This is a genomic window from Rhodococcus sp. NPDC077669 (assembly GCF_040686915.1).
In the GTDB taxonomy this organism is placed as follows: domain Bacteria; phylum Actinomycetota; class Actinomycetes; order Mycobacteriales; family Mycobacteriaceae; genus Rhodococcoides; species Rhodococcoides fascians.
Window position 1 is genome coordinate 62972 of record NZ_JBFBMD010000003.1, and the last position, 15504, is coordinate 78475.

At 65.4% G+C, this 15504-nt stretch carries 15 protein-coding genes; 9 read left to right on the top strand and 6 right to left on the bottom strand.

The annotated features are described in order from the left end of the window. Positions 1–26: 26 nt before the first annotated feature. Genes AB0P23_RS04730 through pknB form a run of 6 tightly spaced genes read left to right on the top strand, consistent with a single transcriptional unit; the run spans position 27 to position 8182 of the window. Positions 27–491, top strand: a complete 465-nt coding sequence (locus tag AB0P23_RS04730) for an FHA domain-containing protein (protein ID WP_027494977.1) — start codon at positions 27–29, stop codon at positions 489–491. Next, positions 488–1933: a PP2C family serine/threonine-protein phosphatase gene (locus tag AB0P23_RS04735; RefSeq protein WP_032385262.1), complete on the top strand. Its 1446-nt coding sequence runs from the start codon at positions 488–490 to the stop codon at positions 1931–1933. Before AB0P23_RS04730 ends, AB0P23_RS04735 begins: the two co-directional genes overlap by 4 nt. Then, on the top strand, positions 1930–3387 hold the full coding sequence (locus AB0P23_RS04740) for an FtsW/RodA/SpoVE family cell cycle protein (protein WP_027494979.1): 1458 nt from the start codon (positions 1930–1932) through the stop codon (positions 3385–3387). The genes AB0P23_RS04735 and AB0P23_RS04740 overlap by 4 nt, the downstream gene beginning before the upstream one ends. After that, positions 3384–4868, top strand: coding sequence for a penicillin-binding protein 2 (locus AB0P23_RS04745; protein WP_363796922.1), 1485 nt, complete (start codon positions 3384–3386; stop codon positions 4866–4868). The genes AB0P23_RS04740 and AB0P23_RS04745 overlap by 4 nt, the downstream gene beginning before the upstream one ends. Before the next feature lie 6 nt (positions 4869–4874). Next, a complete protein-coding gene (locus tag AB0P23_RS04750) occupies positions 4875–6251 on the top strand; it encodes a serine/threonine-protein kinase (RefSeq protein ID WP_032367614.1) in 1377 nt (458 codons plus the stop codon). Further along, entirely contained in the window at positions 6248–8182 is a 1935-nt protein-coding gene (pknB, locus tag AB0P23_RS04755) for a Stk1 family PASTA domain-containing Ser/Thr kinase (protein ID WP_032373397.1), read from the top strand. The genes AB0P23_RS04750 and pknB overlap by 4 nt, the downstream gene beginning before the upstream one ends. 10 nt (positions 8183–8192) lie before the next feature. Here the strand turns inward: pknB and AB0P23_RS04760 are convergent, their stop codons facing one another. Together AB0P23_RS04760 and AB0P23_RS04765 are read right to left on the bottom strand one after the other, a co-directional pair. Continuing rightward, the gene (locus tag AB0P23_RS04760; protein ID WP_032389450.1) at positions 8193–8834 is read right to left on the bottom strand and encodes an aminodeoxychorismate/anthranilate synthase component II; all 642 of its coding nucleotides are present in this window, start codon (positions 8832–8834) and stop codon (positions 8193–8195) included. Between the two features lie 13 nt (positions 8835–8847). Then, positions 8848–9594 (bottom strand): DUF881 domain-containing protein, encoded by a 747-nt coding sequence (locus AB0P23_RS04765; protein WP_032367617.1) that lies wholly within the window; start codon positions 9592–9594, stop codon positions 8848–8850. A gap of 203 nt (positions 9595–9797) precedes the next feature. On the opposite strand from AB0P23_RS04765, the gene crgA reads away from it, so the two are divergent. Together crgA and AB0P23_RS04775 are read left to right on the top strand one after the other, a co-directional pair. After that, on the top strand, positions 9798–10061 hold the full coding sequence (crgA, locus tag AB0P23_RS04770) for a cell division protein CrgA (protein WP_027494985.1): 264 nt from the start codon (positions 9798–9800) through the stop codon (positions 10059–10061). Positions 10062–10097: 36 nt separating this feature from the next. Next, positions 10098–10583, top strand: a complete 486-nt coding sequence (locus AB0P23_RS04775) for a PH domain-containing protein (protein ID WP_052061608.1) — start codon at positions 10098–10100, stop codon at positions 10581–10583. Positions 10584–10791: 208 nt separating this feature from the next. Here AB0P23_RS04775 and AB0P23_RS04780 read toward each other — a convergent pair whose 3' ends face one another. Both AB0P23_RS04780 and AB0P23_RS04785 read right to left on the bottom strand, forming a co-directional pair. Then, positions 10792–11709 carry a rhomboid family intramembrane serine protease gene (locus AB0P23_RS04780; RefSeq protein ID WP_206498837.1) on the bottom strand — a complete coding sequence of 306 codons (918 nt, stop codon included), beginning with the start codon at positions 11707–11709 and terminating at the stop codon, positions 10792–10794. Positions 11710–11733: 24 nt separating this feature from the next. Further along, positions 11734–12270 carry a peptidylprolyl isomerase gene (locus AB0P23_RS04785; RefSeq protein ID WP_094621787.1) on the bottom strand — a complete coding sequence of 179 codons (537 nt, stop codon included), beginning with the start codon at positions 12268–12270 and terminating at the stop codon, positions 11734–11736. Between the two features lie 82 nt (positions 12271–12352). Here AB0P23_RS04785 and AB0P23_RS04790 point away from each other — a divergent pair, with 82 nt between their 5' ends. Then, positions 12353–12742: a hypothetical protein gene (locus AB0P23_RS04790; protein WP_032400889.1), complete on the top strand. Its 390-nt coding sequence runs from the start codon at positions 12353–12355 to the stop codon at positions 12740–12742. Here AB0P23_RS04790 and AB0P23_RS04795 read toward each other — a convergent pair. Both AB0P23_RS04795 and AB0P23_RS04800 read right to left on the bottom strand, forming a co-directional pair. Next, positions 12731–14362 (bottom strand): alpha/beta hydrolase, encoded by a 1632-nt coding sequence (locus AB0P23_RS04795; RefSeq protein WP_206498838.1) that lies wholly within the window; start codon positions 14360–14362, stop codon positions 12731–12733. The genes AB0P23_RS04790 and AB0P23_RS04795 overlap by 12 nt on opposite strands. Positions 14363–14484: 122 nt before the next feature. After that, on the bottom strand, positions 14485–15480 hold the full coding sequence (locus AB0P23_RS04800; RefSeq protein WP_230591612.1) for a GGDEF domain-containing protein: 996 nt from the start codon (positions 15478–15480) through the stop codon (positions 14485–14487). Positions 15481–15504 lie beyond the last annotated feature (24 nt).

The window sequence follows — 15504 nt, forward strand, 5'->3', positions numbered from 1 at the left end:
GATCGCGAAGGAGGAGGTGAATCGTCGTGCAGGGATTGATTTTGCAACTGACCAGGGCAGGTTTTCTGCTTCTGTTGTGGTTCTTCGTCTGGGCCGTTCTTCGGACGCTGCGCAGTGACATCTATGCCGCAGCCGGTATGCGTGTGCCCGCCCGCTACTCCGGTGGCTCGAAGGTGCTCCCGTCGTTCAACAAGCAGAAGGTGGCGAAGTACCTCGTGGTGACCCAGGGCGGCCTCGCCGGCACGCGCATCTCGCTCGGCACTCAGCCGGTTCTGATCGGACGCGCAGACGATTCGACTCTCGTTCTGACAGACGACTATTCGTCCACCAGGCACGCTCGCCTCTCGCCTCGCGGCGGAGATTGGTACGTCGAAGACCTGGGCTCGACCAACGGCACCTACCTCGATCGAGCCAAGGTCACCACCGCTGTACGCGTTCCACTGGGAACTCCGGTTCGCGTCGGCAAGACCGTGATCGAGTTGCGCCCGTGACCCTTGTTCTCCGCTACGCCGCCCGCAGCGATCGCGGTCTCGTTCGCTCCAACAACGAGGACTCCGTCTACGCAGGTGCGCGACTGTTGGCTCTGGCCGACGGCATGGGCGGTCACGCCGCAGGCGAAGTGGCCTCGCAGTTGATGATCGCCGCGCTGGCGCACCTCGACGACGACGAACCGGGCGAGGATCTGCTCGGCAAACTCGAAGCCGCCACCCGCGAGGGCAACGCCTCCATCGCCGACCAGGTGGAAGACGAGCCCGAACTCGACGGCATGGGAACCACGCTGACCGCAATCCTGTTCGCGGGCAAGCGAATGGGTCTGGTGCACATCGGTGACTCGCGTGCCTACATGCTGCGCGACGGCTCGCTCACTCAGATCACCCGCGACGATACGTTCGTCCAGTCACTGGTCGACGAAGGCCGCATCACCGCCGAACAGGCGCACACGCACCCGCAACGCTCACTGATCATGAGGGCGCTGACCGGTAACGAGATCGAGCCGACGCTCACCGTCCGCGAGGTCCGTGCCGGCGACCGCTACCTGTTGTGCTCCGACGGTTTGTCGGACGTCGTGAGCGACGAAACCATCGAGAACACCCTCGCCGAGGGCGAGACCGGGCCGTGCGCCGACCGCCTCATCGAACTAGCCCTGCGCAGCGGTGGCCCGGACAACGTCACCGTCGTCGTCGCCGACGTCATCGACCTCGACTACGGCCAGAGCCACCCGATTCTCGGCGGCGCAGCCAGCACCGAGGACGAAGAAGACGCTCCGCCGCCGAACACTGCAGCGGGCCGCGCCGCCGCCATGCGTCCCCCGCGCACGACGCCCAAGCGCGTGACCGCCCCTGTGGTGACACCGGAGAAGAAGTCGCACAAACTGCGGTGGTCGCTGATCGCGCTGACCCTGATCGTGTTGGCCGGAATCGGTGTCGTGGTTGCCAATTCGGTGATCAAGGGCAATTACTACGTCGGTGCCGACAACAGCAAGGTCACCGTGCTGCGCGGTCTCCCCGGTTCCGTTCTCGGGTACTCGTTGCAGAGCGTGGAATTGATCGGCTGCCTCGACGACAACGGTGGCGTCACATTGACTGCACCCGACGCCGCGCCGGCCGATTGCGTCCCGTTCGAGATCGACGACCTGTTGCCGGCCGCGCGCGAGCAGGTGACCGCAGGACTCCCGTCGGGCTCTCTCGACGACGCCCGCGGTCAGGTGCAACGGTTGGCCTCGGGAGACCTACTGGAGGTCTGCGAGACCGAGCCGGCAGTGACCACCACAGCCGCACCCGCCCCGACGACGCCGATCATCGCGCCCCCCGGAGTGCCGTTGCCTCCGCCCGCGCCGGAGCCCGTTCCGGAAGCTGCCCCGACCACTACCGCCGTGCCGACACCGACCGTCGCGCAGATCCCAGGCCAGAACTGCAGGACCGGTACTCGATGAGTTCCAATCCGTCCGCAGGAGGCTCCTTTCCGAGTCCTCCCGGTGGGTTCGCTCCCGCACCGATCCAGTCGAATCGTCGCAATGTCGAATTGCTGCTGCTCGGTGCCGCGGTCCTGATCACCACCATCTCGTTGATCCTCGTCGAAGCCAGCCAGGAACAGACGATCACCTGGGACCTGGCCAAGTACGCGCTGGCCTACCTCGCACTGGTGACGGTGGCGCACTTGGCCGTACGACGGTTCGCCCCCTATGCGGATCCGCTGCTGCTGCCGATCGTCGCGCTGCTCAACGGTCTCGGCCTGGTGCTGATCCATCGACTGGACCTGGCCGATCAGCAACAGGCGCAGTACCTCGGCAACCCCATTCCCTCGCCCGACGCCAACCAGCAGGTGCTGTGGACGACGCTGGCCATCGCCGGCTTCGTGGCACTGCTGGTGCTGCTGCGCGACTACCGCACCCTGGCTCGCTACGGGTACACCCTTGGCCTGGCCGGCTTGATCCTTCTCGCCATTCCCGCGCTGCTGCCGTCGGCGTTCTCCGAGGTCAACGGATCCAAGATCTGGATTCGGTTGCCCGGCTTCAGTTTGCAGCCCGGTGAATTCGCCAAGATTCTGCTGCTGATCTTCTTCGCGTCACTGCTGGTGTCCAAGCGCGAACTGTTCACCACGGCAGGCAAACACTGGCTCGGCATGGACTTCCCGCGCGCTCGCGATCTCGGGCCCATCATCGTCGTGTGGATCGTCTCGGTCGCGGTGCTCGTGTTCGAGAAGGACCTGGGCACGTCGCTGCTGATCTTCAGCACCGTTCTGGTGATGATCTACATCGCCACCGAACGTGTCGGCTGGATCATCATCGGCAGCGGTCTGCTGATGGTCGGATTCTTCTTCGCCTACCAGGCGTTCAGCCACGTGCGCGTGCGGACACTGACCTGGCTGGACCCGTTCGCGGACTACAACGACACCGGCTACCAGATTTCCCAGTCGCTGTTCGGTCTGGCCACCGGTGGGCTCGCCGGCACCGGCCTCGGCAGCGGTCGCCCGTCGCAGGTTCCGTTCCCCAAGACCGACTTCATCATCGCCACCGTCGGCGAGGAACTCGGCCTCATCGGTTTGGCCGCAGTGCTGATCCTGTATCTGCTGTTCGTCATTCGCGGAATGCGTACTGCGCTCGCCGTCCGAGACAGCTTCGGCAAGTTGCTCGCCGCCGGGCTCTCGTTCACCGTCGCCGTCCAGCTGTTCGTCGTCGTCGGCGGCGTCACCAAACTCATCCCGCTGACCGGTCTGACCACCCCGTACATGTCGTACGGAGGATCCTCGTTGCTGGCGAACTACCTGTTGGTGGCCTTGCTGATCAAGATCTCCGACGCAGCGCGTGAGCCTGCGACCCCCAAGAAGAAGCCCGCTGTGGCCGCCCCGATCGCCGAGGCGCCGACCGAAATGGTGAAGCGCGCATGAACACTCCCCTACGCCGCGTCTCCATCGCCATCATGGTGATGGTGGTCGCCCTGCTCGCCAACGCGACCTACGTTCAGGTCATCAAGGCCGACGACCTGCGCACCGACCCGCGGAACTCCCGCGTTCTGCTCGACGAGTACTCACGTCAGCGCGGTCAGATCTCGGCCGGTGGCCAGGTTCTCGCATCGTCGGTTGCCACCGACGATCGCTATAAGTACCTGCGCACGTACCCGCAGAACTCGATCTCCCCCGCAAGCCCGCAGGCCAACGCCCCGATCACCGGCTTCTATTCGATGCTGTACTCGAGCACCGGTCTCGAACGCGCCGAGGACCCGGTACTCAACGGATCCGACGACCGGTTGTTCGGCGGACGCCTGTTCGACCTCATCTCCGGCCGGGATCCCCGCGGCGGCAACGTCGTCACCACCATCAACCCGGTCGTCCAACAGGTGGCGTACGACCAGCTGACCGCCAAGGGATACACCGGCTCCGTCGTGGCCCTCGACCCCGCCACCGGCAACATTCTCGCCATGGCCAGCACGCCGAGCTACGACCCCAACCTGCTGGCCAGCCACGACGGCAGCACCACGTCGACCGCGTGGGAGAACCTGAGCGACGATCCGGGCAAGCCGCTGGTGAACCGCGCGATCTCGCAGACCTACCCACCGGGATCGACGTTCAAGGTGATCACGACCGCCGCTGCGCTCCAAGCAGGCGCCACCCCGGACGATCAACTCACGGCCGCGTCGAACATCACCCTTCCTGGAACGTCGACGACGCTCGAGAACTACAACGGTTCGACGTGCGGAGGCGGTCAGACCGCCTCGCTACGTGAGGCGTTCGCACGGTCGTGCAACACCGCCTTCGTCGAACTGGGCATCGACACCGGCGCCGACAAGATGCGCGAGACCGCCGCCAAGTTCGGTATCGGAGAGGACACCAGCATCCCGCTCACCGTTGCCGACAGCACCATCGGATCCATCGACGACGACGCGGCTCTCGGCCAGTCCAGCATCGGTCAGCGCGACGTGGCGCTCACCCCGCTGCAGGACGCCGTCATCGCCGCGACCGTCGCCAACGGCGGTGTACGGATGGCTCCGAACCTGGTGCAGCAGTTGCAATCTCCCGACCTGTCGGACCTGTCCAGCTACCAACCCCAATCGATGGGTGAGGCGATCAGCTCCGACACGGCCGCGACCCTGACCGATCTGATGATCGGTTCCGAGAACAACACCAGCGGGGAAGGCAAGATCCCCGGGGTGCAGATCGCGTCGAAAACCGGTACCGCAGAACATGGTTCGGATCCTCGCAACACCCCGCCCCATGCGTGGTACATCGGTTTCGCACCGGCGAAGGACCCCAAGGTCGCCATCGCCGTCATCGTCGAGGACGGCGGAGATCGAGCCCTCGCCGCCACCGGCGGTTCGGTCGCAGCACCCATCGGCCGCGCCGTCATCGCCGCCGCATTGCAGGGGAGGTGAGCATCGGTGCCACTGAGTAACGGAGCCGTCATCGCGCAGCGCTACAGACTGCTGCGCCTCATCGCCACCGGCGGCATGGGACAGGTCTGGGAGGCGATGGACAATCGCCTCGACCGCCGTGTCGCCGTGAAGGTACTCAAAGCCGAGTTCTCCGAGGATCCGGAGTTCTTGCAGCGCTTCAGGTTCGAGGCCCGTACCACCGCTCAGCTGAACTACCCCGGAATCGCCGGGGTGTACGACTACGGCGAGACCCGCGACGGTGCAGGCGAATCGCTCGCCTACCTGGTGATGGAACTGGTCAACGGCGAACCCCTCAACGCAGTGCTGGGTCGCATGTCGCGCCTGCCGCTCGGCCATGCCCTCGACATGCTCGAACAAACCGGGCGCTCACTGCAGATCGCGCACACGGCAGGGGTCGTCCACCGCGACGTCAAGCCCGGCAACATCCTGATCACCCCCACCGGGCAGGTCAAGATCACCGACTTCGGCATCGCCAAAGCCGTCGACGCCTCCCCGGTCACCAAGACCGGAATGGTCATGGGCACCGCCCAGTACATCGCTCCCGAACAAGCCCTCGGCGAAGAGGCGACCTCGGCATCCGACGTCTACTCGCTCGGCGTCGTCGGATACGAAGTACTCGCGGGCACACGGCCTTTCGTGGGCGACGGCGCCTTGACCGTCGCCATGAAGCACGTCCGCGAAGCACCGGCGCCCATGCCGGTCGACCTACCGCCTGCCGTCCGTGAGCTCATCGAGATCACGATGGTCAAGGATCCGGCCGCCCGGTACGCCAACGGCGGCGAATTCGCCGACGCCGTCGCCGCAGTTCGGGCCGGCCGCCGGCCGCCGGCACCCGGCAACTCGCGCGGTACCGGAACCGGGAGAGTCATGATGCCCGGCGTCGTGCCCAGCCCGCAGCCGCCTCCGCCGTCGAGCACCCAGATGATGCCGACCTCGCAACGGGATTACCGGGGCCCGGCTACCGGCACTGCAGCTGCAGCGGTTCCCGAGCAGACCGGCATGTCCTCGGCACAGAAGGCGTTGGCCTGGGGCGGCGGCGCGCTCCTGCTGTTGGCCATCCTGATCGGCGGTTACGTACTGCTGACAGGTGGCAGGGACGACTCGCCGACACCGTTCGTGCAGCCCACGACCACCACGCAGCCGACGACCACGACCACAACGACCACCGAGCCGACGACCACCACCGAAGAAACCACGACCACCGAAGAAACGACGACCACTACCACGACGACCACGACCACCTCGGAGGAGCCGACGACCACCGAAGAGAGCACGACGACCTCGGCGCAGCCCACCCAGACGACGACTCGCAGGCCGCTGATCGAGATTCCGTTCCCGCAAGCACCACAAGGACAACGATGACGACTCCCCGTACGCTCTCCTCTCGCTACGAGCTGGGCGAGATACTCGGTTTCGGCGGTATGTCCGAGGTTCACCTCGCTCGGGACACACGACTCGATCGTGACGTCGCCATCAAGGTTCTGCGCGCCGACCTCGCTCGCGACCCCACGTTCTACCTGAGGTTCCGACGTGAGGCACAGAACGCTGCTGCGCTCAATCACCCCGCCATCGTCGCCGTCTACGACACCGGTGAAGCGGAGACCGAAGCCGGTCCGCTCCCGTTCATCGTCATGGAATACGTCGACGGCGACACCCTGCGCGACATCGTGCGCGCCGAAGGACCCATGGAGCCGCGTCGGGCCATGGAGGTCATCGCCGACGTCTGTGCTGCGCTCGATTTCAGCCACCGCAACGGCATCGTGCACCGCGACGTCAAACCCGCCAACATCATGATCAACAATGCAGGCGCGGTGAAGGTGATGGACTTCGGCATCGCCCGTGCCATCGCCGACTCGTCCTCGCCGATGACTCAGACCGCCGCCGTGATCGGAACCGCGCAGTACCTCTCGCCCGAGCAGGCCCGCGGGGAACAGGTCGATGCGCGTTCGGACGTCTACTCGCTCGGGTGCGTGCTGTTCGAGATCCTCACCGGCGAGCCGCCGTTCAAGGGGGATTCGCCGGTCGCCGTCGCCTACCAGCACGTCCGTGAAGACCCCCAGCTGCCGTCGCTGGTCAACGACACCGTCCCACGCGAACTCGACTCGATCATCCTCAAGGCAATGGCCAAGAACCCGGCCAATCGCTACCAGAGCGCCGCCGAGATGCGTACCGACCTGGTCCGCGTTCTGGGTGGACAGCGCCCGAGTGCGCCCATGGTGATGAACGACGAGGATCGAACCACCATCCTCGGCTCCGTCGATTCTCGTCAGGCCGATTTCTCCGGCAAGGACAAGCCCGCCGCTACCGCGGCACCTCGGTCGTCACGCCACACGGAGGACTACGAGGAACCGAAGAACCGCCGCGGCCTCAAGATCGCGTTGATCTCGGCGGCCGCGATCATCGTCGTCGCTATCGTCGGTGCCTTCCTGTGGTCGCTCGGTCCCGGTGCCGACCCCAAGACCGTCGCCGTGCCCACCGTCGTAGGACTGTCCGCAGACGAGGCGCAGCGTCAACTCGAAGAAGCCGGCCTGCGAGTGAGCATCCAGGAGAAGCCCGACGCGGCGATTCCGGAAGGCTCGGCCATCGGCACCAATCCGGCGGCCGGATCACAGACCGAATCGCCGGGGAACATCCAGCTCGACGTGTCCTCCGGACCGCAGCAGGTGCAGGTTCCTCGACTGACCGGCCTCACCCAGCAGCAAGCGTCGGATGCACTGAACGAGGTGGGCCTCCAGCTCGATGCCACCGTCGCCCGTGCTCCGTCGTCACCCGAGAACCTCGACAAGGTCGTCGAGCAGAATCCGTCCTCGGGCGTGAGCATGAACGCGAACTCGCAGGTTCGCATCACGCTGGGCACCGGGCCCGCGCAGGTGCGGATGCCCGACGTCGTGGGGCAACTCGTGAACGTGGCGCAGCCGAACGTCGAGGGAGCCGGGCTGCGCGTCCAGGTGCAGAACATCGACTCGGGACAGCCGACGGGTCAGGTCGTCTCCACAGACCCCGTGGGCGGCACCAATGTCACCGAGAACACCGTCGTCACGCTGCGCGTGTCGAACGGCGACAAGATCCCCATGCCCGACCTCGCCGGTCTGACCGAGGCACAGGCGTTGGCCGCGCTGCAGTCGGCCGGCTGGACGGGCACGGCAGCGGAACTGACGGCGACAAGGGAAGCGACGCTGGATCCGTTGATGGTCGGGCGAGTGGTGAATCAGACGCAGCCGGCAGGGTCCGAGATCAGCAAGTCCGACACCGTCACAATCAGCATCGGTGCCCTGGGTATCCCCGGGCGTTAGCGATCGACGATCAGGCGAAGGCCTCGGCGACCTGCGCCTCCAGGGTTCCCACCAAACCGGAATCGGTGGGCATACCGCACACTGCGAGCCAGTTGGCCAGCATCCGGTGCCCGCCCTCGGTGAGGATGGACTCCGGATGGAACTGCACGCCGTGAATGGGTAGCTCGGTGTGCCTCATGGCCATCACCAGACCGGATTCGGTACGGCCGATGATCTCGAGCTCCGCGGGGATGGTGTCCTCGCGGACGGTCAGCGAGTGATAGCGGGTGGCCGTGAACGGCTCGGCCATCCCTTCCAGGACGCCGACACCGGTGTGATGGACGAGGCTGGTCTTGCCGTGCAGCAGCTCCGGAGCCTTCTCGACCGTGGCACCGAACGCGGCTCCGATGGCCTGATGGCCCAGACACACACCGAGCAGCGGGGTTCCGGCCCGCGCGCTCGCCGAAACCAGGTCCATCGTGGCCCCGGCGCGCTGCGGGGTTCCCGGGCCCGGGCTGAGCAGAATGCCGTCGAACTCCGCGGCGACAGCGTCGCGATCGGCGAGTCGCTCGTCGTCGTTGCGCCACACCTCGACCTCGGCGTTCAACTGGCCCAGGTACTGGACGAGGTTGAAGACGAAGCTGTCGTAGTTGTCGACGACGAGTATGCGCATGTCGACAGCGTACTCAGCGCGGCTCCGCGAAACGCATGCGCACCGATTCGGTGTACGCCGGAACCGAGAGGTTCTGATAGGCCGCGACCTCGTAGCGGAGGCCATAGCGCAGCGCATACTGCTCGTACAGCCGCACCCCGGGCTCGTTGTCCAGCGCCGCCCGCAGTCGATCCGGGTCGCCGAGAGCCGTCATCACGTACGGCGGACTGTACGTCCGGCCGCCCAGTAGCAGCGTGTTCCCGATACACCGCGGTGCCGACGACGCCACCAGACGCTGATCCTGCATCGCCATCGCCGACGCACCACCGGCCCACAGGGCGTTGAGGACACTCTGCACGTCGACCTGATGAACCACCAGGTCGTCCGGAGACGCGTCGGACGCATACGACCCGTCGGGACCGCGTGGAGCGTCGGCCATCGTCACCGTCAACCCCGTGCCGGACGCCTCCTCCCGGCCCGCCGCGTCCGAGAGGGCGTCGACCCGGGCCAACGCGTCGGCCACCTCGGAGTCGCCCGCCGCCGTACGCTGCTGCAGGAGATCGACCTGCTGCTCCAGCGCATCTCTACTGCGCAGCGCATCGTCGCTGCTTCTCTGGGCCGAATCGACCAGATCGGCGAGCCGTGTCGTGTCACCGCCCCGCAACTCGTTGCCGTCCGAGGCATGTCGCGTGGTTCCGAGCAGCAGACCGACCACAGCGCACACCGCCACAGCGAGCACCCACCATCGGGTCTCGGAGGAATCGGTCGATCGTCGTCTCACAGAGTGCTCGCCACTGTTCGGTAGGTCGGTGCTGCGCTGATCTGAGTTAGCGTGTACTACAAACCGGGTGGATGACCGCCACGGCTCTCCGGGAGACAATAACCTGGGGATGCACGCAACTCGATCGATCCACAGGTTGTCACCGTCAGTTGTCCACAGGCACGGCGCACGCCGATGACCGTCAAGAACACGAAGAGGACGCAATGCCGAAGTCGAAGGTACGGAAGAAGAACGACTACACGATCAACCCGGCCAACCGCACGCCGGTAAAGGTCAACGCCGGCCCGTCGCCGGTCTGGTACGTGGTCCTGATGCTCGGATTCATGCTGGTAGGGCTGCTGTGGCTGATCGTGTACTACCTGGCCCAGGAAGACATCTCGTTCATCGGCAACCTCGGTGCGTACAACTTCCTCATCGGATTCGGCTTCATGGTCGTCGGCCTCGTCATGACCATGCGATGGCGCTGAGAGCCGGCCGAGTTACACCCATGTCATTCATCCCCAATGTGGATAAACCCTGTGGATAACTTTCCCAACCATCCACAGGGTGTGTACGAACACCGATGGGCGACGCCGGCCGTAGCCGTCGGCGCGCTGGTGGCAGGCGGTATCGCACTCGCCATCGGTGCCGTCCTCGCCTCCTCGGACGCCGCCGGAACCTTCCTCGTCGGACTCGCCGCCGTCGGAACCTGGGTGATGGCAGCCCTCGCGGCCGCACAACGCCCCCGACTCGCCATCACACCCGACGGCTCCCTGGTGATGAAACGACTCACCGGCACGCGCACGTACTCGCGCGCCGACATCGTCCAAATCAAAGTGGTCCGCTACCCGAGACTGGGACGACGAGTCCCGATGCTCGAAGTGGACGTCCGCTCACCCGACGAAGACGACGATCGACTCATCATCTTCGGTCGATGGGACCTGGGAGCCGACCCACGCGACGTGTTCGAGGTACTCGACACCTACGGCCTGGTGCCGCCGAACAACTGACCGCCCACCGTCCCGGACCCCCTCCGGGGTACTCAATGTGACGTTCAGTGGACTTTTGGGGGGTCAATGGCACATCTAGTGGACCAGTGAGCCGTCGCAAAGCCGCCGGGCAGCCCATGGTGATTGCCGAGCACACGTATCGGCGTCGTCGGGAGTCAATGTGACGTCCGGTGGCCTTTTCGGGGGTCAATGGCACATTTAGTGGACTTCAGAGGCCCATCTGCGCGCGCAGGTCGAGGACTCGGACCGCGATGGTGCCCAGGGCTATCAGGGCTACTGCGGCCACGGAGAGCCAGGCGAGGGATATCCCGGCACGAGGCTGCGCGCCGTTGCGGTTGGGTAGGAACACCAATCCGGCGGTGGCTGCCGCTCCGGCGACCAGTCCGCCCATGTGGCCCCACAGCGAGATGCTGGGGATCGAGATGCTGATGAAGATGTTCAACGCGATCACGATCAGGACCGGGGTCGGGGAGCGCTTGAGTCGCAGCAGAATGACGGCCTGCGCACCGAGCAATCCGAATACTGCACCCGACGCGCCGGCGGTGGCGGCGAGGGGGTTCTCGAACAGCATGACCGATGCGCTGCCGCCGAGCAGCGACAGGAAGTAGACGGCAAGGTAGCGGCTGCGGCCCAGCACCAGTTCGACGTCTCGGCCGATGATGTACAGGGCGAACATGTTCACCAGCAGGTGGATGGGTCCTATGTGGATGAACCCACTGCTGAGGAGGCGCCACACATCGCCGTCCGCGACCAGCAGGCTGTTCAGTGCCCAGGCGTCCGCCAGCGAGGATCCGCGGAAATTGCTCATGAGGTCGCCGGATTGAGCGGCGGTGATACCGAAGATCACGACGTTGATCGCGATCAGCGCGAAGGTCAGGGGTGTCTTGGCCGAGCGTGTCATCGGCGCGCCGGCGACCGTACGTGCGGTCCGGACGTTCTTATTGCCGTCGCGAATACAGTCGACACAGTGTTGCCCGACGGCCGCGGGCTGCAGGCACTGTGGGCACGCGGGCCGGCCGCATCGAGAGCAGGCCAGGCCGGTCGGGCGATCGGGATGTCTGACGCACACCGACTGGGGTGGGTTGGGCTGGTCGCCGTACGCGCCACCCCAGCCGGGGTTTGTCATCGTGTAATTCCTTCTACAACCGAATCAGGCGATGGTGATGCTGTTGATGACGACCTCTTCCACCGGGCGATCGCCGCGGCCGACCTGCGTGCTCGAGATGGCGTCGACGACCTTCTTGGACGCCTCGTCCGTGACCTCACCGAAGATGCTGTGCTTGCGGTTGAGGTGCGGGGTCTTGCCGGTGGTGATGAAGAACTGCGAGCCGTTGGTGCCGGGGCCTGCGTTGGCCATGGCCAGCAGGTACGGGCGGTCGAAGGAGAGCTCCGGGTGGAACTCGTCCTCGAACTTGTAGCCCGGTCCGCCGGTGCCGGTTCCGGTCGGGTCGCCGCCCTGGATCATGAAACCGTCGATGACGCGGTGGAAGACTGCGCCGTCGTAGAACGGTCCGGTCTTGGCACCCGACGCGTTCTGCGTCGTGTATTCCTTCGACCCGTCCGCGAGACCGACGAAGTTCGCGACGGTCTTGGGGGCGTGATTGCCGAACAGTTCGATGACGATGTCGCCGCGGTTGGTGTGCAGCGTTGCCGTTTGGGTCTTGTTTGGTGAAGTCACGCTCACCATCGTGCCATCTCGAGCGACCGGGTAGTTCACAGGTGGTGTATCGGGAGGGTCGATCGGGGCGCTGTTGTGGAACAGTGAGGGCATGACGAGCACAACGAAAACCGAGCGGGTTCACTCCTCCACCGGTACGGCGGCGTCGACGCTGCTCGGTGCCGCTTCCGTCGTGAGCAAGGGCCCTGCCGGAGTGGGCCTGTTGCTCGCCAAGCGCGGCTACGGTCTGGCGCGTAAGCAGGCTGCGCAGCGTCGCGCGGCAACTGCCGAGCGCATTGCCCGGGCCGATCTGACCAAGGCAGCTCTCACGACTGATCGGACACCGGGAAACAAGCGTCGCGTCCTGGCGCTCGGAGCTGCCGCTGTCGTCGTCGGAGGTGTCGTGTTCTACCTCAGCCGTCGCCGCCACGAGGTGCCGCCGCCCGCAGATACGCCGCCCAGCCTGGTCGATTACGAAGACGAGTCGACGTCACAGGTATAGAAGCTTCTGTAGTAGATCGAACAGGCCCGGCCGGGGCCTGGTTTCTGCATCGTCACCCCGGCCGGCGACGACCAGCGCGACGTTGTGTTCGACGCTCGAACCGTCCGTGAGGTAGTCGCCGTGACCTGTCGTGCCCGGACGCCCGTCGCCCTCGTCGGTCGCCAGTTGGGTCACTCCATCGAGTGTGCCGGGATCGCGACCGAAGGCACCGATGTCGGCAACGATGTCCCCGCGCGCCTCCGCCGCGAAAACGTGACCGTCGGGAACCTGTAGGTCGGTCACACTGTCGGTGCCGAGGCCAGGTGATCCGAGGGCCACGAACTCGTCGACGCCGGTGCTTTCGTGCAGGGCAGCGGCTGCGGTCAATGATCCGTACGAGTGCGCGAGCACCGACAGATGTGGATTGTTCGACCGGGCCACGTCGAGGCCCTCCAGAAAGGGCACCAATCGCGTCGCCCCCGCGTGCGCTGCTGCGTCGGATACGACTGTTCGATCGGGATCGAGTAGGCCCCACCCCAGCTGTGGAGCCTGGTAGTTCATCCACGTCACGGCTGCGACGGTGGGCGGCGGATCCTCCGAAAATGTCTGCTCCACAGTAGCTTTGAGATTTTCCAGGTCGCCGTCGTAACGTACCGCGTCGCCGTGGACGGTCGAGCCGAGGCCGGGTACGAACACCGCCACGTGTGTTGCCGTGTCGACGTCACCTACCGCGATCGCGGCAGTGGTCTCCGCATACGTCGAATTGTCGAGCGCCAACAGTTGCCTGTCACCCTGCGCCAGAGTGCTCTCGATCGCGTCGAGCGAACTCAACCGCGTTCGCGTCTGTTCCAAGCCGGCGTCAGCATCACTGAATAGTCCTCCGAAAATGTTGTCCTGCAATTGGTTTCCGAGTTCACCCGCCACAGCCTGCAGTCGGAGGCGCTCACTGGCAAGTACCCGACGGTTCGCTGAATCCCGAATTCGGCCCGGCACGCCGTCCAGATTACCGATGAGAGCCGGGTGCTCGACGAGCAGCCGAGTGCGCTCGGCGGGCGAGAGTGCGCTCCAGAACGCCGCATTCGTGGCCGGGCTCCCGTCGACCGGCACTACCGATACCCCTGCCGTGGCCAGTTTTCCCGGTGAGATGTCGCCGGCGAGGCGTCGGGCAAGGTCGTCGTCGAACGCGGTCGCGGCTCGCATCAGTTGGGTGATGCGTTCGGCCAACTCGGTGCAACGGCGACGCCGATCGCGAATGGTCGACGACAGGTCCTGCTGCGCAACCGAATACGACGTCAGCACGTCGGTCACCGAACCGTCGCGTCGGATATCGAAGTGCTCGCACGCGGCGTTCGATTCCAGAGCGGTCAGCGCCGAGACGAGTCCCGCCATGTCGATGGCCGCCGGAGCGGTGCACAGCGCTACCCGCAGTAGCTCCGTCGCACAGTCCCCCACCTGCGCACTTAGAGCTCCGATGGCATCCCGGTATGCCGTTGCCGCGGGGCCCTGCCATCCGTCGTCGACGACGGTCTCCAGCAGTGAACTGTGCACGGCGGTCAATTCACGCCAACTGTGCATGAACCGATTCGAGACGGCGGTCAACGCCTGACTGTCCCATGATCTGACGTCATCGAGCGTGACCATCGCAATCCCCCCGCAGCGTTGTCGTCGTACTCGACGAGTCAACGTCAGCGAGACGGTGCAGCGAGGAATCTATCCCCAGGCTGTGGATGAAATCTGGGGATGACGGGCATATCGGTGTATCGCTACACGATTCTGCGTACCGGCCCGCGATGTCCGTCGCCGGGCTCGGTGGGGCGAGACGCCTTCGGGGGACGACTCCGCTTGGCGCGGTACAGGTCTGCGTCTGCAGCGCGGTAGATTTCACCCCACCGGCGGCCGGCAGGCATACACGCCAGACCGACGCTCCACTCGGCTCGATGGGATCGCCGCAAGCCGTCGATGACCTGCCAGGCTTCGGCCTCGAGAACCCCTGGCATGAACAGGACGAATTCGTCTCCGCCGAGCCGGCCCAGAACATCCCGTTTCGTCAGTTGCCCCTTCCACGCCTTCGAGACGCGAGTGAGCAACACGTCTCCGGCAATGTGGCCGTACTCGTCGTTGATCTCCTTGAAGTTGTCGAGATCGAGCACCGCCAGACTGACCGTCAGACCACGAGCGGCGCACGCGGGCAACATCTTCTCGATCTTCGACTCGAAACCGAATCGATTGAGCAGGCCCGTCAACGCGTCATGAGTGGCCGAATACCGCATTCGACGCGCGAACACGCCGAACACTTCCGTTGCGCCGACGATGCCCAGGGCGACGAGAATGTAGCTGATGAAGGGCGTGCCGTAGGGGGCGACAGCGGCACCCACGACCGCAGACACGGCCAGCACCGCAACCCATATTCCAGCGTCGCGCTCGGACCAGAACGCACCGATGTGCATGCCGAGGAACATCGCCGCTTGCACACAGATCAAGAACGCGGGCATCGTGTTGCTACTGCCCAATGCACAGGCAAGCGCGCCCACCGACAGAGCGGTGGCGGTACCGACCGCATGCTTGGGACTCGGCGCTCCTGCCCGGGCGAGAACAACGATCGCCGCCGGCCCCAGAACCACTGCGAGCGCGGCGAAAAGCTGCTGCGGACCGGACAGGTCCGACCACGATGCGATGCCGTTCGCGATGTAGAGAACCGTGGTCACCGCGGCGAATACCGCCAGCATCCGGCCGGACTCGTCGAACCTGAATCTGCTCACCAGCAAACACCGTCGACTACGCGT